Annotated in this window: 8 protein-coding genes; 5 read left to right on the top strand and 3 right to left on the bottom strand. The window is 46.7% G+C overall.

Annotated features, from left to right (window positions below):
- Nucleotides 1-474: 474 nt before the first annotated feature.
- The 3 genes from DP_RS16100 to DP_RS16090 are packed head-to-tail and all read right to left on the bottom strand — an operon-like array spanning nt 475 to nt 2,549.
- Complete coding sequence (locus DP_RS16100; RefSeq protein WP_011190421.1) at nt 475-1,161, bottom strand: DUF4276 family protein; 687 nt, start codon at nt 1,159-1,161, stop codon at nt 475-477.
- Nucleotides 1,154-2,260 (bottom strand): AAA family ATPase, encoded by a 1,107-nt coding sequence (locus DP_RS16095; protein WP_041279020.1) that lies wholly within the window; start codon nt 2,258-2,260, stop codon nt 1,154-1,156. Before DP_RS16095 ends, DP_RS16100 begins: the two co-directional genes overlap by 8 nt.
- Before the next feature lie 46 nt (nt 2,261-2,306).
- Nucleotides 2,307-2,549 (bottom strand): helix-turn-helix domain-containing protein, encoded by a 243-nt coding sequence (locus tag DP_RS16090; protein ID WP_228130211.1) that lies wholly within the window; start codon nt 2,547-2,549, stop codon nt 2,307-2,309.
- A gap of 485 nt (nt 2,550-3,034) precedes the next feature.
- Here DP_RS16090 and DP_RS16080 point away from each other — a divergent pair, with 485 nt between their 5' ends.
- The 5 genes from DP_RS16080 to DP_RS16060 all read left to right on the top strand — a co-directional run bounded on the left by DP_RS16080 (nt 3,035) and on the right by DP_RS16060 (nt 21,878).
- Complete coding sequence (locus DP_RS16080; protein ID WP_041279016.1) at nt 3,035-3,250, top strand: hypothetical protein; 216 nt, start codon at nt 3,035-3,037, stop codon at nt 3,248-3,250.
- 115 nt (nt 3,251-3,365) lie between these two features.
- Nucleotides 3,366-3,698: a plasmid mobilization protein gene (locus DP_RS16075; protein ID WP_011190417.1), complete on the top strand. Its 333-nt coding sequence runs from the start codon at nt 3,366-3,368 to the stop codon at nt 3,696-3,698.
- A gap of 18 nt (nt 3,699-3,716) precedes the next feature.
- Nucleotides 3,717-4,607, top strand: coding sequence for a TraI/MobA(P) family conjugative relaxase (gene traI / locus DP_RS16070; protein WP_011190416.1), 891 nt, complete (start codon nt 3,717-3,719; stop codon nt 4,605-4,607).
- Nucleotides 4,608-5,502: 895 nt separating this feature from the next.
- Nucleotides 5,503-19,581, top strand: a complete 14,079-nt coding sequence (locus tag DP_RS16065) for a filamentous hemagglutinin N-terminal domain-containing protein (RefSeq protein WP_228130215.1) — start codon at nt 5,503-5,505, stop codon at nt 19,579-19,581.
- Nucleotides 19,581-21,878, top strand: coding sequence for a YDG domain-containing protein (locus DP_RS16060; protein WP_011190414.1), 2,298 nt, complete (start codon nt 19,581-19,583; stop codon nt 21,876-21,878). The genes DP_RS16065 and DP_RS16060 overlap by 1 nt, the downstream gene beginning before the upstream one ends.
- Nucleotides 21,879-21,932: the final 54 nt, after the last annotated feature.

Here is a 21,932-nt window from a genome sequence, read left to right as displayed (position 1 = left end):
GCTTACGATTTTCCCTCTGAAAAATATAAGATAACCCATTATTTTTGATGGCTTAGGCATAAATCACTTAGTTTGCAATGATCTTTTTTTTTGAGGGTGGCAGAAGATTTGTCACATAAAAATAAACCTGTAATAAAACAAGAAAGTAGTTTGTGATTAAAACAAAAAATAAGTTTGTAAACAAAACAAGAAAGTAGTTTTCAATTAAGATAAGGAGGTGTCTGCAGCCCGCTCCTGCCAAAGTAAGTATTTGGAGAATCATCTGCAGGATAAATTTAATAGAAGGTCTAAATTCGTCTGAGCGCTGCTATAGTTTATGGTCCCCAAATAGTTATTTCTGAAGATTCTCTCCGGCTTTTCCCCTGCTCTCTGTGTAGATCGGCTTGTGTTTAGCGATCTTGCCAATTGCCGGCCCTAAAAATAATCCTTCACCCTGGGTTCTTGCCTGATAGGTTTACTTCTTAAATTTCAGTTTCATGGCAAATCTCTCTGAATCATCTCCAACCTTTCAAGCCAGTCATTGAAAACTGGGCATCTATCACGCATAGCAGCAATTCCTATTATTTTGGCGATAGCAATTCCGGCACTCGTTTTTGCAAATTTACCGTTCTTTGCCCAGCCATCAAGCCGCTTTGAGGGAGCCGTTTCAGGACTGTTGTTAATCGCCTCCGGCTCGCTGCATTTTACGAGGACAGATGTAACCTCCTCTTCACTTATTCCTAGCTCTGAAGCAAGAATACGACTGTCAGAAAATAGTAACGCCTCAAATTCATGAATTGCAATATAGGGCACAAAGCGTCGATCTGTATTCAGACTTGAAAAAAGCGCCCTCACTTTATCGCTAGTCGCTCGGTTAACAATTTGTGCAATCTTGGTCGGAGTGGACCGAGGTGGAACCTCATCTAACCCAGGCCATTCTTTTATGCCGTAATAATCGACCAATGTGGTTACATAAGTGTCAGCCCGTTGTTTTAAGTGAAGTCCAATATCATTTTTAACTCGTTCAAAACGAACATCACCGCCCTTTTGCCCCAGTTTAGTAACTTGTGTGGCAGACATAAAGATATTTCTTTCAGAAAGATATTTACTTAACAGGCTTTTAACAAAGTTCTCTTCAGTTTTTCCTTCGACAATGACCATCACCTCGATAAAATCACTCATGAACCGGACCTCCTGCAATCACATTTTTGGTCCAAAGCTCGCCGACGGAATAACTCTTCAACCATTCTGAAAAGCTCTCCTCTTTCAGTCTCTTGAATGTTGAAGCGCCATCCTCCCGATTGACAACAATAATATCTTCAATGGCAAATTGATCCATCAAAGCGGGAGATTGAGTGGCAATAATCACCTGTGTCTTTTGTGAGGCTATTTGGATGAGTTCCGCTAGAATGACAATGGCGGCAGGGTGCAACCCTAACTCAGGTTCATCAATGATTATTGCGGCTGGCGGCATAGGTTGAAGTAGGGCTGTTGCCAGGCAGATAAATCGAATAGAGCCATCGGAGAGGTGGTAAGGTTGCATCGGATAATCCGATCCATTTTGCCTCCAGCTGATATTTACCTCCTCCTTATTTCCACTCTCTCGTGGTTCAAGAAGAAAATCTTCAAAGAAGGGGGTGACTAGACGAATGGCGTTAAGGATATCTTTATATTCCTGCGGGTGCTTCTTTTTGAGTTTGAGCAAAAATGGCCCTATATTAGAGGCATCGGCACGTAGACTTTTATTATCCTGAATAATCTCGTAATGACGCATACCCGCCCTAGAACCGGTGTCATGAAAGTGATAAATCTGCCAGGAACTAATGGCATCATATATCGGTTTACTGTACTGGCCATCGGATCTGTTTTCCGTCACTTCGCTGACCATGCGCGACGTACCGTCATGGCTGTCTCCCAATTCCCACCAACCTGTTAAGCCGGACTCATAATAACGAGCTTCCTCTTCAAGCGAACAGGCATCTTTTGGTGTTGGAATCAATTTAAAACGGTAACCTCTTGAATTAAAGTGGGTTTCAAATTCCATTTTTTCAGTTGTTTTTCTGCCATTGAAAAGGAGATCACCAGCGCCGCCGTGTTCTATTACATAGCGGTTTAAATTACCGTCGATCAGGGCTCGAAGCATTTTAAAAAAAGAAATCAGGTTACTTTTTCCGGCACCATTTCCACCCACAACCACATTTAGATCAGCCAGCTCAAAATCAACCAACTCCCTGATGGATTTGAAGCCACGAATGGTTAGTTTGTCTAAAGAAATTGACATGTTGCTCCCATAAATAATTTTCACATCCCTATGCGGACTCATGAATTTAAAAATCTGTACTATCGTTCTGTGAAGAGTCCGCCTTAGGTTGCAAAACTACCCCTAACTCCAATGCCGAAAGCAGACGTAACAAACTCTCCACCCGTGTATTTGGGTTGCCATTTTCCATCAATGATACCTTTTTCTGATCAAGCCCTACCCGCTTGCCAAGTTCTGACTGGCTAAGCCCCATCTGTTTACGCTTATGTCGCAGAGCATCACCAATCTCTTTTGTTGAAACAAGTAGCATTTTTACTCCCCCCATGTCTTTAACGACATAGTAATACTTTATGTCGTTTCCGCAATATTTGCAAAATATGTCACAAAGGCATTATGACCCCTTCTGCCTTAAATACGTCGACAAACAATGCCTAGAGCACTCGCCCTGGGTAGTAAGGGCGGAAGGATTTTTTATTGGTAGGCCCCAACTATTCAGGCAGGCGCATAATTTTACCTATTGCCGGGTGCACCATAAAAAAGTGTCGTCATTCATGCTCCTGCCTGCAGATATTTATAAATTTTTCTTGCCTCAGCCTCTTGTAAAAGGCTTACGATTTTCCCTCTGAAGAACGCGATTTTTTATAAGATAACCCATTGTTTTTGATGCTTTAGGCAGAAGATTTGTCACATAAAAAGAAACCTGTAATAAAACAAAAAAGTAGTTTGTGATTAAAACAAAAAATAAGTTTGTAAACAAAACAAGAAAGTAGTTTTCAGGCAAGAAGGTATGGCCATATGGCTAAACTTTCTTTTCATAGGAAAAAGGTCTTGTGGAGGACTATTTTGAGTGGTGGTTCAGCTACAAAAGTAACCTCGTTTTCACGAAGAAAAAGCAAACAAATAAGAAAACATAAAAATAAACATATAAAAAAACAAAATAACAAACATAAAAGCAAACAAGAAAACAAACATAATAGCAAGCATTCGGCAAGCAAAGGCGGTGGATGGTAACTGGCAAGATGTGGAAAGTGGCCCACTTTGTCTGCCGGTCTTTCCTCTTGCTCATCCTGAGAGGGGCTTATTCGCCTTCGACTCAACGTAAATTACACTCCATTGAGGAATTAAAATGGTTGGAAAGAAAGTGGTTAGAAATCGTACTCTAAAGGCACATGTTACCCTTCAGGAATATGAGTTGATTATCAAGAAAGTTTATTATACGGGGTTGACGCAGTCTGAGTTTATTCGCAGGGCTTTATTAGGTAAAAAAATTGAATCCATGGAGGGAAGACCATCTTTTCTTGATCTTTTGAAGGTCAATGGGGATCTGGGGAGGCTTGGAGGGCTGTTTAAATTTTATTTGAGCGGCAACAGCCCAACTAACTTTGATCCGATAGAGTTAAGGAGGGTTCTGAAAGAGATTGAATCAACACAAAAAAAAATTAATCCCTATTATAAATAAGATGAAAGATAGCTTGAGATGATATGTAAGATTGAGCAGGCTAAAGGCGCAAAGGGGTCTTATCGCAAGCTGGCAAACTACATCGCTGATGCCAACAACGATGGCGAAAAGTGTCTGGCAACATGGACTGTCGGGGGAGCAATCGAAGATGATTATAATTTAGTGATTGATGAGGTGGTTGTCACACAGAGTTTTAACCGTCGCGTTCAGGGGAACACCTACCACCTAATTATCTCATTCCCTCCAGAAGATAGACAGAAACTAGATGTAGAAATTTGTAAAAAAATTGAGCAAAATTTTGCTGAAATACTTGGCTTTGATGAACACCAGCGACACTGCGGAATTCATGATAATACCAGCAATATGCATATTGCCTATAATATGATTGATCCTTTAACGAAAAAAAAGAATAGCCCTGGTTGGGATAAAATCAAATGTACTCAACTTTGCAGAGAGCTAGAGATTGAAAACAATTTGAAAATAGTGGGGTCGATAAAAGAGAAGGCGGGAGAACAGGCGGTCAACAGTAAGGCTCAGAATGTAGATGCTCATGCAGGGAAGCAGTCCTTGCTTAACTATGTGTTAGATTGTAAAGAGCCTTTAAGGGATATTTTAGAGAGGGCCACAACGTGGCAGGAGTTGCAGGAAGGGTTCTCGATTTATGGTTTAACCGTAAGGTTAAGGGGCAACGGTTGTGTTATTTCTGCTATCGGATCGGTAAAGCAAAACCACATCAAGGCCAGCAGCTTAGGGCGTGAATTTTTAAAAGCTTTTTTGGAAAAAAAGTTCGGTGAATTTGAAAAAAGAGCTGAAAAGTACGAAACAAAGGAAAAATATCAAAATGCGAGAACCTGGAACCAGTTTGTCTATCGAATGAAACGATATTTTGGTTCAGAGATGGAGAGGTAAGTACCAGGGCGAAAACTATCCTGCCACATAGGGCCCCCAACCCCTTGCCTTTAGCCCCCTCTTCCTCCATAATTAATGGCTAGGTCGAAACTAAAAAGGAAGCCCTGAGATAATGAGACTATTTTTAGTCATAGCCCTGCCCAGCGAGATAAGGTGAACACTGCATTCCTACCAGCCTGTTCCTCGAGAATAGCCAAAGCGCTTGATCTTAGAGCTGACCGCGACACCATCAATCCTATATTGGCGAGATCCTCTTTAGCCATCACCCCATAACTCCTGAAGATGGTTGGCCTCTCCAACTCTCTGTTTTTCTGAATCAAATTCCTCTCTTTTCATCCCACTTTCTTGCCCTTTTTTTTGATCCTAGACTCAACTTATCTCAAAGCATTAGGACTTTCATGACAAAAAGTGCATAATTGTTTTATATTCAACAAAGAATATCTACAGAATTTTTTTGGGTTTTGTTGATCTCAAAGTTCTTCCTATGGAATTGTTTTGGCATGATTTCATAAAACAAATAGGCAAAATCACTTAAAATATCGCTAGGTAAAAGGCAGATTTTCAATCTCTTCGTCTTAATTGTTGGCAGGAAACCCTCATTGTCATTTTTTGACTTCTTCTTTTTCTTTCCGTATCCTGAAAAGAGCTTTTATCTGTGGGGCAATGGTTTTTTTTACGATGCATTGGGCGCTTAATGGCTTAACTGCTTGGGCAAATTTAACCTTTGCTGAGATACTATAAAATCATTGTGTTCTATAAGGATTCAACATCATCTTTGCTGGGAGTGAGGTTGCACATGAAGAGCTGGCGATTATGTTTTGGGCGAAATGCCTTAGTTTTATGTGAAAAATCCATTGCACTTTGTCTTGCGCTTATGATGATGTTTCCAGTGACCATGCTTGCAAATCCCACGGGTGGGCAGGTAATTAGTGGTTCGGCCTCCTTCAATCGGTCCCATAATAAACTCAATGTCAATCAGGGAAGTAATTCAGCCATTATTAATTGGCAGGACTTTTCGATTGGCGCCGGTGAAACAACGAACTTCATCCAACCATCAGCCACCAGTGCCGTCCTGAATAGGGTTATCTCCCGCAACCCCTCCCAAATTTACGGTAACCTAACTGCCAATGGCAAGGTCTATCTGGTTAACCAGAACGGTATTCTCATTGGCCCCTCCGGCGTTATTGATACCAAAGGTTTTGTCGCCTCCACCCTTGATGTGGCCAATGAGGCCTTTCTAGCCGGTGATGATATGACATTTCTTGGCGAATCAGGCGCAAGTGTCATCAACCTAGGAAAAATTAATGCCATTGCAGGTGATGTACTGCTTATCGCCTATGACGTACAGAATGCAGGAACGATAACGGCCAAAGAGGGCACTGTGGGCCTGGCGGCGGGGAGTGAAATTCTTGTCCGGGCATCGGGTGATCAACGCATTTTTATCCACGCAGGTGCCTCCGACGGCAAGGTAAAAAATAGTGGGCTGATTGAATCAGCCAGTGCTGAGCTCAAGGCGGTAGGGGGTAATGAATTCGCCCTTGCTATCAATAACACGGGCGCTGTGCGAGCAACGGGGAGTGAAGAACGTGGCGGTCGTATTTGGTTGGTTTCAGGGACGGGAACAACCGAGAACAGTGGCACCCTTACTGCCCAAAAAGGTGATGTGGGTGGTACGGTGCAGGTACTTGGTGACCGTGTCGCCCTAACCGGTACCTCGGTTATTGATGTCTCCGGCGCCAGTGGTGGCGGCACGGCCCTCGTCGGTGGCGACTATCAGGGTAAAAATAGTACTGTAAAAAATGCCACAAAAACCTTTGTTGGGAAAAAGACCCTAATTACCGCAAATGCTGGTTATAACGGCCATGGTGGCAAGGTAATCATCTGGTCGGATGAGACCACCCAGTTTGCAGGTACTATTTCTGCTAAAGGTGGCACTGAAAATGGCGATGGTGGTTTTGCCGAGGTGTCAGGTAAGAAAATACTAGCCTATCAAGGTATAACCGATCTGCGGGCAAAAAAAGGCAAGACCGGTACACTGCTACTTGATCCTTTTAATATAACAATTAAAAATGGTTCATCTGAAAATTACAATAGTATCAGCAGTACAGACGAAAAATTTTTTACCTCTGCAGGTACTCCATCAGTATTAAGCGTGGAAAGGCTTACAACGGCACTCAAGGATAGTAATGTGACGGTGCAAACGGGGGGGGGCACTACTCTGGAGGATGGGAATATCACCGTTGCCAGTAAAATTGGCTGGTCTAGTGATCAGAACCTAACACTAATCGCTAGCAATGATATTATTATTAATGCCGAGATAGCCTCTTTCGACGGCAATCTGACACTAAACGCTAGCAATGATATTAATATTAATGCCAAGATTGTCTCTGTCAGCGGAAATCTTACCCTCAACGCGGATTCAGACATAACCCTTACTGGTGGTGCCATCACCCTCGGAAATAATGGAATGGTGAGTCTATATAACGGCTCCCTCACTGCCAATGCTGACGGTAACATTTTTGCTGGATTGAATAATAGCTTGTATGTTCATGACGCAACATCCTTTACCTCAAGAAACGGTAGTGTTCTCGCCACGTCTCTCGCTAACACTTTCAAGGGGACTGTCTCCGCTACGTCGGGTGAAAATGATGGAGTTCATCTTGTAAATAATTGCAAGCTGACCTTAGGGACTGTCTCTGCAGGCAACAATGGTTTAACTCTTGTGGCTCATGGGAATATCACAGGTTCTCAGGCAGTTGGCTCGGCAGGTACTGTTAATATCTCCACCGCACTTAACTCTAACGGTTCTATTTTACTAACGGGGGGATTCTCCTCTGCCGGGACAGTTAGCCTCTCTGCCGATGGTTTTGGCAGCATCTCCATAGCCAATGTCCTTGGCACGGTGAGTCTGGCTTCGGCAGATTTCGGTGGCAGCTTTACCCTAGGCAATGCTGGCACGAGTGTGCTGATTCTTAGTGATGGTGATAATGATGTCGACAGTGATGTTGTTACAGGTAGGGGGGCAGGTGTAGTAGATATCACTGCCGGTTCAATTGTTTTTAACGACTCCATTGTCACAAACGCGGGGAATGTTCTCCTTACCGCAACGTCTGGGGGTGTCAACGCTGATGACGATAATGGCACTATTACTACTACTGCAACGGCGGACACAGGTGTTTCGTCCGGATCGGTAACAATTATTGCGACCGATGATGTGATTTTGAAATCTGTGTCGACAATCGGTGCTAATAATGCAATTGGCGTCGGTAGTAATGCCGCCGCTATATCAGTCACCAGTACTGGTGGCCATGTGACTGTGACCGACGTAACTGCAACAGGTGGCAATGCCACTGGAGCTGGTCATAGAAATGGTGGTAATGCTGGCAATATCTCTTTGACCGCTGGTACAGATAAAGCAATTACACTTAACGGGAATCTCTCTGCAATTGGTGGTAGCTACGTTGGCGACAGTACCCAGGGACTCGGGGGCTTTATTGTCGTGGCTAGTCCTACCGTCCTGACAGAGGATCGGCTGGTGACCACAGGAAAAACTGCGGGTAATATTACCTTTGAGTCCACGATTGATTCCTTTGACAGTACGGCAAAAACTCTGACTTTGGCCGCAGGTCTTGGTGACGTTAGCCTACAGGGTCTCGTTGGCAGCACCAACAAACTAGGCAAACTCGAAGTAACCAGTTCAGGCCATACGTATGTTGTAAAAGGGATTACTACAACAGCGGTAGGCGGTGTTGGAATTGATATTAATGCAACGGAAAACATTATTCTTGGTGGCAATGACAGCGAAGTGGTGTTGGATACCAGTGCAGCAAACGGTTCCGTTGATTTGGATGCATCTTCGAGTGTGGTGCTTGACGACTCGGTAAAGATTACCCATGGTTTAGGCAATGTCACCATGGGCTATCAAGTGCGGAGCGCAGTTGGTGAATCTGGTGCTCATCATCTGATCATAGAACACGGCGATACTGCAGGTGCGGGTGGAGTTTTTGGTGATATTTATTTTGAGTATAACCTAGGGAGCTCAGCCAATAGAATTGGTGCCGTCCGTATCGATGGCGTGAATAACCTTCGCTTGCCTTCTTATGTTTATGCTTCAAGTTTAACCTATGCAGATGACGTTGGAACCCGCGTGTTGGGTGAAGGAGCGATAACGTATAATACAAACTATACGAATTCAACGATTAATGTGGACGGTGCCGCTGGAGTAGATATCTATACCAAGGGGGCTGTGGTTACACCCCATGGTGCCATTACGAGTACCGTCTTCGGTGCCGATGTAACGTTACAATCGACGACCAACACGGTCACCCAAAACGGTGCGATTACTACGAATGCGGGCGCAGTAACCATTGACGGCCAGTCTGGGGTGTTGTTGGTTGCTGATGATTCCGACATAACCACTGCTGGTGGTGCGATCACCTTAACCTCCTCAGCTGGTGTGGTAACGATTTCAGGTAATGGAGCGGACCTAACTTCTACTGGTGGCGATATTGCTATTGCCGGTATTGGGGTCAGCCAGACCGATACTGATAATGATATTGATGCCGGTAGTGGCAAAATTTGTATTGATGGCGGTGGCGGAATCATTGATCTTGACGGCACATTAATCTCGACAGCTACCGATGCAGAGGAACCACCAGCCGTTCTTATCCATGATGCTTCAGTAGTTAATATCAGCCGTGTGACGGCAATAAATGGAACTTTACGCATTGGTGAAATGGTTGGAGCGGTCGGCTCTGAAATCGCCGATGTTACTGGTAGCGTAATTCAACAAGATCTCAGTTTAATCACTGATAAAATCAACATCAAAACACTCGAAGTCAATGCCGCGAGTAATCTAAGTATCACTGATACCAATAACATTATTGATAACCTCGGCGATTTTAATTTGGGTGGCTCATTAACTGTGCAGGCTAAAGGGCGCACTAACGGACTGCAACTCACCGGTGATGTGGAGGCGACGGCGGTAACCATTCGCACGGGTCTGAACACTGGCGGTACTGATGGTATCCTATCGCTTGTTACTACCAATATTACTGCCACCAGCGGTGACGTACTGTTGCAGGGACGCGGAGTTACTCAATTAGTTGGCTCGACCATCACTGCTGCTGATCAGATTCTTATTTTGGGCAGTGACTACAGTGACGGAACAGTTCAAGCTGTGACTTTGGGTGGTGATCTTATTGCAGGTTCAACTGCGACAGATGCCGTAGTTATTGATGACACGGGCAACCTTATCATTGCAAATATCACGGCTGGAACCGTTGGCAATCGTGGCGGCTTACGCTTGGGTACGAATATCGATCGCGACACGACAGGTGAGGGTGCCGCTTCCGGAGTTAATCTCGGATACACAAGAATCTATGGCACCGTTAACCAGACTGCCGATTCAGAGATTAAGGTTGGTCGGTTGTCTATTCATCAGGAAAGTGGCGCAGTTACTCTGACGAATACTGGTAATGAAATTAAAGAACTGGGAACAATCTCCCGCGGTGGCGCGATTAACATTCTGGATGCCGACACCGAAAAGAATGGCTTGACCCTAATGGGGCATATGGATGGCGGTACATTGGATAGTGCCGTCACGATCACAACGCCTGGTTTGTTAAACTTGGGTGGATACTTGATCTATGGCTCGGCAGTTGACTTAAACGGTGGCAGCGATTTGGCTGATACTGAGAATGCCCTGACCAGTTCGGGTGGCGGTGTCTATGCTGAGCGAAACACTGGTAATCTTACCATCGATGCAGGTGGCAGCAGGATTGCTCTATCGGGTGCTCTTTATGCACTGACCGATGACAAGGTCATTATTGAAAATGCTTCTGACGTCAGTCTGGGGCGAGTTAGTCGAACTGAATTTCCGAGTGGGCAGATTGGCGAACTTGTTCTGGGTACCAGCGGTAACGTTATTACCGGTAATGTAACACAGGCCACCGGTAATATTGCCGCCGACACCATTAGTGGTGTGGTTAACGGTTCGGCTCTGTTGGCACAGACCAATTATGTAGATAATGTCAGCGACTTTAGTGCCATCGACGGTTTTACTTTATCAAATAATGCTTTTGCCTTAACGGTTATTGGTGATCTGCTCTCGACTAATGGAGATATTCTTTTAAGAACAACCGGTACAAACGATGATATCACTGTGAATAGCAGCGCTAGCATCGCGGCAAATACGCTCGGCACAGGTGCGGTGTCTTTGGTTGCAAACGGTCTGGCATCAATTAATGTTTTTGATTCTGTCACTGCCGGCAGTGGCGGTGTTTCAATTGTAACGGCAGAAAACATAAATGTTAGCGGTGGATCATCAATAGAAACGACCGGTGGCGTAGAACTGCGTGCCATTAATGCTGCTGATAATGGTTATCATCGTGGGATTGTCCTCGGTGGGAATATTAGCGCTGGGGATGATGGAGTTGCGATCCATTCTGGCTACACGATTAATCAATCAGGTGGCGTAATTACCACCAGCGGCGCGCTTTACGGGATCAATAGCAGCGGTACTACCACAATAGGTGCCGGCTCACCCTCCGCCCGAGGCTATGTGAAGCTGGATACGGATAACGAGATCGCAGAACTTGGTCCTTTTTACCTTGAGGATGCCGTTAGTGTTTCGCCTTACTTTAAACTCAACGATGTCTCCGGTGGCTTAACCTTGACAGGAGCGATCACCAACCCTTATGGCGATATCGAAATTGCGACAGCGGGCGGTAGGTTGGTTCTGGCTACCCATGCAGTTACTGCAGGGTCCTCAATCAATGGTGGCGCAAATATTAGTCTTAAGGGGCGCGGCATCAAGCAAACCAGTGGTTCAATTAGTGTCAATGGCAACGACGGTCAGGGCGGTACGATCCTGCTACAAGGCCATGATGGTGCCTTCGCCGGAGCCATCAATCTTGCCGGTACCCTGCAAACCTATAATACCAGCGCAAATGCCATTACTATTCGTGGCACCACCAACCTGACACTGCCAGAGATCGATGTCGCCGGTGGCATCCTAACCTTAGGCGGCAGTGATGTCACCCACCAGATTACCGGTGTGGTGACGCAGAACGCCGGTACCAGTATCGATACGGACATCTTGGTTGTTACCGCTGAAAGCTCGGTGGTGTTGACCAATGTCGGTAACAAAGTAGGTTCGTTAGGCGCTGTTTCCGTCGGCGATGTTGGCGGCAAGCAGTACGATTTCGATCTATACGATTCCATCGGCGGCTTAACTCTAACTGGAAATGTTACGAGTGCTGGCGGTTTGCAAATTGTTACGGCCAAGGTGGAGGGTGGAGAAGTTGAAAGGCTTGAACTTTCCGATAAACAGGTACGTTCGCTTGGCGATCTATATCTAAGCGGTGAAGAGATTCATCAAGCGGCAACCGGTGAAGTTAATTCTGCATATCAATCTATATCTTCTGATGATGCCGGAACCATCACTCTTGCTGGTGGAGATGCTGCAATTACGTTAGAGGGTAAGCTCTATACAAATAATGCGAGAGCAACTGCTGTTCAACTTTTGAATGCTACAGATGTTACCTTACATGAAGTTGGAGTTAGTTCTGGCACTTTGGTGTTAGGCACTGCTGGAGCAAATGACATTACTGGTATAGTTTCTCAGGACGATGGTGGTGTGATCTCAGCCAAAACTCTGGTTGGTGATGTCGGCATCCTCGCTTTGGATGAAACTCTCAACCTCGATGAGCTGGGTGCACTGATAACCACTGGCGATTTAACCTTGCTTGATCAAGGTGGAACTCTCGCCGCTGCAGGTTTAACCTGTGTCGGCGATGTTGCTGCCGGTGGAACAACCCGCATTGAAACCAGTGATGGCGTGCTTGATTTCGCCACATTCGATCTGGATGCCAATGGCCATGGGCTAACCCTGGTTGGAGTTGGTATAACTCAGGACTTCACCGTAGACACGGGCGTTTCTGACAGTGCGATTAAGGCCAGCACCGCCAGCATTGATGCTGGTACCGGCTCAATCCTGTTGGGTAGTTCCAGTAATGATTTTACCGGTCAGGTTGGTCTGACTGCAGCCGGCGCGCAGGTGACCATTCGTGATACGGACGATCTGACACTCAATGCAAATGGGACCTCGCTTGATGACACGCTGGGTGACGATACCTCGATTCTGGCAATAGCCGGATCACAACTCATATTGACCGGTGATGCAATAACCACAGATGAGGGCAGTATTGATTTCCGCTCGTTAGGTGGCAACCTTTCGACACCCGGCGCTTTAACCACTGGTTCTGGAAATGTTGATCTGTATTCCTCGGCGATCTTAACCTTATCAAACAGTATTGCCTCAACCAGTGGTGATATTACCATTGATGGCGCCACCGTCGCTCATGTCAGTGGAGGCGGCTATTCGCTGCAAACGGGTAATGCAGGAACCATCACGGTTGATGCCCGTACCGGTAATTATACTCAGGGACTGGATTTTGATTATTCAACCGTAGCTGGTGATATTACGATTAACGCTTTAAATGGCGCAGCCAACGTTGCCAATATCCAATCGACTAGTGGCGATCTGTACGTGACCACCGGTGGTGATATCACTCAGCAGGGTGGTACCGCTGTTCAGGTAGCGACCTTGACCGCCAAAGCGATGGCCGACGGTAGTATTACCCTCGCAGGCACAGCCAACGCAGTTGATACCATCTCATTACGTAGCCGCAACCTGGCCGATGACGCAACGGGTTCTGGCACCATCGGCTATATTGATGTCGACGGTGTTGTTATCGACCAGATCGAAACCAGCGGCAATGCAACTCTGACCGCCGGCGATGCTGTGAGCACAGGCGCTCGGGGCACAATTGCCGCGAATCTGCTGACGGTTAAGACACTTAAAGACGCCGGTGGAGATATCACTCTGACGGAGACTAACGATGTTAACTCCATCGATTTTCAGACGCGTAATGCCGCTGACAGCGACAATGCCGCAGGTGAGATCCGCTTTACCGATAGAGATGGTTTCAGTGTCACTAATGTTAAGACCACCGACATAGCCGTTTTCGATGCGGATGGTGCCGTGACCCAAACTGGGGCCATTATCGCTGCCGGGCTTGGGCTTTCCGGCTCCGGGGGCTATACCCTCAATAATGAAGCACTTGGCACACCAATCAATCAGGTCAGCACCATTGCTTCCAATGCTACAGGGGACGTTAATTTCTCTACTGCTCTAGCCTTGACTATTGGTACCGTTAATCAGGTCGGGGTTAGCACGGGCGGTGCAAACTTTGCCTTGTTAGCTCCTAGTATCGATTCCAGTAGCATTCCCATCGATACCCAAAGTGCCGTTGCTGGAGAAAACGGCGGTAGCTTGACTCTGGTCACTTATGGTATGGGCACAGATGGCAATCTGACGGTTAGTGACATTATTACCTCCGGACAAGATGCAACGGTAGCTAATACCGATGGTGGTGTTGCTGGCAATGTGACCCTGACGGCAGCTGGCGATGTGCTCAGTATTGGCGGTGCATTGATAGCACGTGGGGGGGCGCTTGACGGTACTGGTGCCGATGGTGCTGATGCTCTGGTACGTTTGACCGCTGCTACTGGTGCTGTGTCACAAACCGACGGTGATAACGAAATAAAGACCGGTCGTGTCATTGTTAACGCGGCCAATACTTCTGAATTGCTTGATTTGACCAACACCATAGATGAGATCTCCGCAACCCTGACTGGGGCCGATGCTGACTTCACCTTTAAAAATGCTGGTGATTTTACCGTAGGTATCAATGACGGTGGCGTCATTGGCTTGAGTACCAATAGCGGCAACATTGCACTTTCCGGCAGCGGCGATGTGACCTTGGCGACTGATGCTACTGTGGCAACAACCGGCGGTGATTTCAGCACGGTAGGTAGGGCGTTTACTTCTAATAGTGGGGCAACGATTACCACTTCGGGTGGCAACGTCGACCTCACCGGTCATACCGGTGCGGTGCTGCTCGGTGCTGATGTCACGACTGCAGGTGGCGACATAACCGCTACTGAAATAACCAGCTTTGATTCGATGGCCGTTACTCTGTCGACTACCGGTGGTAGCGATGAATCCGGTGGCAACATTAACATCACTTCAACGGGAGCGGTTTCTATCGGCATGCTGGTTGCCGATGGCGGTTCTGATAGTAACGGTTCTGGAGAAAGTGCCGGTAGTATTACCTTGGCCGCTGACGCTAAGTTGACCACGGCAGAAATTAATGCCATCGGTTCCGATCACAACAGTGATAGCACCATTGGTGGCCAGGGTGGAGTCATTACTCTGACCGGTACTGGCGGTATCGACCTTGGTGGCAATATTGATGCAAGTGGTGGTGGCTCTGGAGCGACACAGGCTGCCGGTGGCAGCGTGATACTTAATAGTCCCACACTCTTATTGGCAGACCGGTCGATAGATACCGGTGCTGGCGCTGGGGATATTACCTTTAATGGCAGTGTTGATTCCGAAGCAACTGAAACCAATAACCTTACACTGACTGCGGGCACTGGCAACATTGTCTTGAGTGGCGCCGTTGGTTCTACTCAGGAACTTGGTGTGATTCAGGTCGTATCAGCGACCGACGTCACGACCACATCAACCCTGGACGCGGCAAGTCTGATCCAAACAGCAGGATCTGGAACCACAACAGTTAATGGTGTCATGACTCTCAGCGGCAATCTTGACTTTACCGGCCAGAACCTGGCTGTTAATGCCGGCGTCGCGACTGACGCTAGCACTCAAGTTCATAATACTGGAACCTTCTCCTCTGCGCTGGGTGGCGACATCGTCGCCAACGGTGGTTTCAGCCAGGACGGGACGGGTGTTAACGAGCTATCCGGCGATATTACCACAGTCAACAATGATATTATTTTCGTGACAGCCATTACCTTGAATGATGCCGTCGCCATGGATAGCGACAGCGGTGCCGGTAATATTACCTTCAGCCGCACCGTTGATTCGGCTGTTGGTGAAACTGATGATTTGACCATCTCTTCCGGGAGCGGCGATGTTAGCTTTCTAGACACACTGGGTGCCCTGGAACAACTGGGCGCAATTGTCGTCAATTGTGGTGCTTTGACCCGCTTCGACAAAGCGGTAACGGCAACGAGTGTTTACACCGATGCGCCGGGAGCGGTGCATGTCAATGGCGGGTCGGTAACAACGACCGGGACGCAAATCTATCTTGAACAGCTGGTGTTGGGGGCCGATACGACCCTGACCGCCACCACGGTGATCACCGGTGATACGCTAACCGGCAATAATCACAGCTTGGACATTAATGGCAATGTCGTGCTGGGCAATTCGACTGATGACCAAGTGACTGGTCTGAGTACGCTAGCGGTGACTGGCACTACCGAGATTCATACCGATACCGTGACCAGTGCCAATGCACAAACCTACACAGGAGCAGTGATCCTTGGTAATAGTACAACACTGACAGCTACCGACAATGCGGTAACATTTAACAGTACGGTAAATTCCCAGGCCAGCGAAACCAACGCCTTGGCAGTGAACAGTGGTAGCGGCGCGGCGACCTTCAGTGGTGCTATTGGCGATCTTGTCGATGGGGTGTTGGGTGCGTTGGGTGTTAATAGTAGTAACGAAACAACATTCACTGGCGCAGTAAAGGCAGCCAGTCTGACAACTAATGCCGGTGGGAGTACAACGATTAACGGCGGCAGTATCGAGACAACTGGTGCTCAAAACTATAATGATGCCGTTGTTCTTCGCGCCGATACTGTGCTGACCAGTGGTGGCACTGTGAACTTTGCTGCTAGCGTTAATAGCGATGTTGGCCAGAACCGTGATCTGACGATTGATGCTGCCGGGCAGAGCGTGAACTTTGTTGCCGCAGTTGGCAGGGCAGATACCCTTAATGCCCTAACAATTGTCGATGCAGATAACGTAACCTTCTCCAACACCATTGATGCTGCCAGTCTGACCCAGCAAGCGGGCTCTGGCACAACAACGTTAAATGGCATTGCCACTCTCAGCGGCAACCTCGATTTCACCGGCGCGGCGTTCAATGTTAATGCCAGGCTGAATAGCGGTGGTACGGTCGAAGCAACCAACGCGGGTGTGTTTACTACCGCGGCAGCTAGCGACATTGACGCCGCTGGTGGTTTTACCCAAAATGGTGCTGGCCCGAATAACTTGGCTGGTGCCATCACCACCGTTGGTACTAACATTAACTTTACCTCGGCTGTGGAATTGACCGGGGATGTCAGCATGAGTACCGGAACTACGGCGGGCAGCATTGGCTTTGCCTCAACGGTTGATAGTGATGCCGACCTAACTCTGCGCAGCTTGCGCTTAACTTCAGCCAACGCGGCAGGTCAGAATTTCGTTGCCGCCGTTGGTGCTAATCATGCTTTGAATATCCTGCGTATTGAATCGACAGGAGTCACTCAAGGTGGTTCCGCACCGATTAATGCGGCGCAATTAGCGATCAAGTCAACCGATGACGCCACACTGGCTAACACAGGTAATGATATTGATACACTGGCAGCGTTACTCTCTGGTGATGCAGCATTGGTTTTTGTTGATTCCGATGGTGTCGAGATTGGTACTATCGATAGTGGTGAGCTTCAAATCGTCGGTATTACTGATGGTGTTGGCACTTCTAACGTCACCCTGACTGTGGGTGGTTTGTTGAGCCAGTCTGTGGGTAGCGTGGTGGCAATCGATGGAGATATGACCATTGATGCCAGTTCGTTTGATGCCGGCAATGTTCAATTTACCAACAATGATGCCAATGGCACGGTGCTGGATGACACCCTGATCGGTGGCAATTTTAACCTCAACAGCAGCGCAGCAATAACCCAAAAGGATGGGGCTTATCTGCGCGTCGGCGGTGAATTCAGCACTCCGGACGGTAGTTTCGTAGAAGGTTCAACCAGTGGCAACTTCATCGCTGGTGGAACCGGCGCTGTTGCCCAAGGTAACGAAGTTCGACTCTTTGGGGTGATCACTCTTACTATGAGTTCGGGAAATCTTGTCGCTACGGCGACGAAAGATGGTATAACGACAACGTCTACAACTATTAACAAAATTAATATTGTTGACGGTGTTCGGATCATCAGTGATGCCGGTGGAGAAAGCATTACTGGAGTGACAGATGCCAGTGCTGTAACTTTAGTAGATAATAATCAGATTGGTGGATTGTTAAAAATTACTACCAAGGGCGTTTATTATGATAGTGGTATAGAAAACATCACTGGGATCCGCCAAGATGGGACATTGAATCTGGCAGCTGCTAGTTTAGTGGTCCAGAAAAGTAGCAAAAATAACAGCATTACTCCTACTGTAGTTGGTGAAGGTGCCCTGGCTCTGCCTGATACGGCTAACAGGTTTAGCGGGATAGTTTCTGTCTCGGCTATCAATATGGATGCTTCAATTGCTGCCGAAAATAATATTTTTTTGGGAGAAGTTAAATCAGGAAGTTTAACCGTCAATACAAGCGGAACTATTACCCAGTCTGGTAGCACTATTATTAAGACAGATGGGCTGTCACTATCAAATGCAACAACTATCGATCTGTCAAACGCCAACCAGATCAAGAAACTTTCTGCAAATTTGGTTGGTTCACTATCGTTGACCAATGCTCAGGCACTGACTGTTGGCCAAGTAGCATCCGTCACAGGAATTACGGCGTCAGGTGATGTGTTGTTAAAAACAACCAGTGGTGATCTTGTTCTGGATGCAGCTATAGTTGTTACTGGGGCCTCAAATATTACTCTTGTCAGTGCAGCGAACTTTACTAACAAGGCAGGTGCCGCTGGTTTAACCGTTCCCCTGGGGAGTCATTGGCAGGTTTGGTCAGCTGATCCGACGTTAGATACTCTTGATAGATTGACTCCGAACTTCAAGCAATACAATGCAACCTATGGTGCTAAAGATGTTGCAACCGGTGCCACTGGTAATGGGTTCCTGTACTCCCTTGATCCTTCACTCGTTGTCGATCTACAAGGAACGGTTGTAAGGGATTATGACGGAACGGTGGATGCAACCCTGGTTCAGAGCAATTACGACGTTTCAGGCCTGGTTGGTACTGATAGCGTTGAATTGAGTACTTCCGGCACGTTTAACACGAAAAACGCCGATACCAAAAAAAATATCACAGTGAATCCGTTGAGTATTGTTTCTGCACATGATGGGGAAATTGTGGTTTATGGGTATCAGGTGAGTTCGACAGATATCAGTCGAGATATCGGGACCATTAACAAGGTGGCCCTGACCTTAACGCCTGTGACCGACACCAAAACCTATGATGGGACGGTATCTTCATCATCCGTTGTAACTGTGGCGGGTGCCGTTGCCGGTGATACTGTCACAGTTGCGGAACAGTTTGCTTATAAAGATGTGATGGATGCTAATATGAGCACCCTGCAAATCAAATCTGGCTACACCATTGTTGATGGCTTTAATAATGATATGAGCGGAAACTATACCATCACCGACATCGCCACGGCGATAGGGACTATCAACAAAGCCGATGTTACCGTTACCGCAAACAGCAACATAGTCACCTACAACGGTCTGAATCAGAATGTGACCGGCTTCACCGCCACAGGTCTGGTGAATAGCGAGACTCTCGCCGTTCTGACCAATATAACTGAAGCAGGCGGCAGTGGCAAGAACGCTAGAACTTATAGCCACACTGCCAGCGGTACTGACCGGAACTACAAGCTTACCTTTGTTGCCGGCAACCTTGATATTAACAAGGCCGATGTCATAGTTACCGCAAACAGCAACACCGTCACCTACAACGGTCTGGGTCAGAAGGTGACCGGCTTCACCGCCACAGGTCTGATGAACAGCGAGACTCTCGCCGTTCTGACCAATGTAACTGAAGCAGGCGGCATTGGCAAGAAGGCTGGAACTTATAGCCACACTGCCAGCGGTACTGACCGGAACTACAAGCTTACCTTTGTTGCCGGCAGCCTTGATATTAGACAAGGCCGTACTGATAGTTAATGGTGCCAGCTGCACAGGATAAGATTTACAACCAGACCACAGCAGTGACAATCACCAATGCCAACCTTGCCGGCATCTTGCTGAGTGACGATGTCAGTATCGCGACTAGTAATGGTAATTTTGACCTCAAAAATGTTGGGCACAATAAGACAGTCACAGCCGCGTTGACTATTGATGGTGCTGACGCGATTAATTACACTTTAACTCAGCCGAATGGTCTGACAGCCGATATCACACCCGCGCCACTGACGGTTTCAGGAATAACAGCCTCTAATAAGGTTTATGATACGACTACTGCTGCATCACCCATTACCACCAGTGCAATTTATACAGGTCTTCTTGGCAGTGATGCTGTTTCTGTTTCAGCCACAGGTTTTTTTAACAATAAAAACGTTGGCATCGGAAAAACAGTAAATCTCAAGAGTAACTATACAGGTGCCGATGTAGCCAACTATGCCATTGTTGATCAGGCAAGCACCACCGCAAATATTAGCCGTGCAGACTTGACTCTCTCTGGTATCGCCGTAGCGAATAAGGTGTATGATGCCACAACAGCAACAACTATTGATACCACCGGTGCAGCTTATACAGGTCTTCTTGGCAGCGATGTTGTCACTGTTTCTACAACAGGTCTATTTGACAATAAAAACGTAGGAACGGGCAAAGTTGTCTCCCTGTACAGTAATTATGAAGGTGCTGATAGAGATAACTACACTATCACTGGTCAGGCAACGGCAACCGCCACAATTACCAAGGCAACCTTGACCGTCAATGCGACTGGCAAAGACAGAGTTTATAACGCTACTACAGATGCTTCTGTGGATTTTGTCGATAATCGGTTTGCCGGTGACGTTTTAATTGTATCTGGTGATTCAGCATTTACTTCTAAAACTGCGGGCAGGGACAAAGACATTCTCGTTACAGGAATGACAATTGCAGGAACAGATGCAACAAACTACTTGGTGGCTGCTACAGCAACGGCAACAGCTGACATTACCCAGAAAGAACTTGTTATTACCAGTATTTCGGCAGATAATAAAATTTACGATGGTACCCTAGACGCCGTGATTAGTGGCGGATCCATCACCTCTGGCATTCTCCTTGGAGATCACGTAGCTCTGGGTACGCTTTCAGGTTCTTTTAGTGATAAAAATGTCGGTATTGCCAAGCGGGTGAGCATTGTCGGTGGAACTCTATCGGGATCGGATGCCGACAATTATTTAGTGACTGCAACTGAAATTACGACGGCGGATATTACTCCCCGCTCAATCACGATTACAGCCAATGATATTACAAGGGTCTATGGTAATGCAACTCCTCAATATGGTTCTGTCTCTGCCGATAATTTAGCTGTTGACGATCTGCTCGGAATCTCTTTGTTAAGCAGTGATGCAACAAAAAGCAGTAATGTCGGCACCTATTTCTTGTCGTCAGGATTGGCTTCCTTTAAACAGGGAAGTACCTCTAACTATAGTATCAGCTATGCTGATGGTGAACTGCTTATTGCACCGCGTCAAGCGACCGTAACGGCAAATGCCGCTCTGAAAATATATGGAAATATCGATCCCTCTCTGAGCTATGATATTGAGGGCCAGCAAGAGGATAGAGGTTTTCTTGGTGGCGATTATTTGAGTGGTTCTCTGACCCGGGTAGTTGGTGAGAATGTTGGTAGTTATGCAATAGGGCAAGGGACGATTGTAAATGATAATTATGCAATTGATTATGTTGCAGCAAAACTGACTATTAATCCTGCAAGGCTGACCTATGTCGCTGATGCCGTAAACCGTGCATACGGAACTGCTAATCCCTTACTCACCGGTAAGGTCGTAGGCTTTAAAAACAACGAGACATTGGCAAGTGCTATCACAGGAAGAGAAACTTACAGCACGGACGCAACCATTAATAGTAAGGTTGGTAGTTATGCCATTTATGGCGACGGGCTCATTGCTCTGAATAGTAATTATATTTTTGCCCAGGACATAAATAACCAAAACGCTCTGTCCGTTTTCTCTGTACCAAACCCTGAACCATTCTCTGGGCCATCCTCTGCGACCATTTTTAATGCAAAAGAATTGGGCGAGCTCAGCGATATTATGAAAATGCCACAACAAACCTTTATACAGAGTCGACCATACTTTTCTATAGAATTTGAGGGACATGCTTATATAGATGGGAATATAATATCTATGGAGTTTAGTCCCGATGTTAAAATTGAAGAAGGTGTAACAGGTTTTGGTGTATACTACCTAAACGATGAGCGTAATAAGTGGGAGTCAGGTAGCAATTATCTAGATTAATATAAAATTATGAGTGGCTCTAAATATCAGATGGTTGAACATCATTTGGAAATG

Source organism: Desulfotalea psychrophila LSv54, from assembly GCF_000025945.1.
Taxonomy (GTDB): domain Bacteria; phylum Desulfobacterota; class Desulfobulbia; order Desulfobulbales; family Desulfocapsaceae; genus Desulfotalea; species Desulfotalea psychrophila.
Note: the sequence above shows the minus strand (reverse complement) of the source record. Positions and strands in the feature narration are given on the sequence as shown.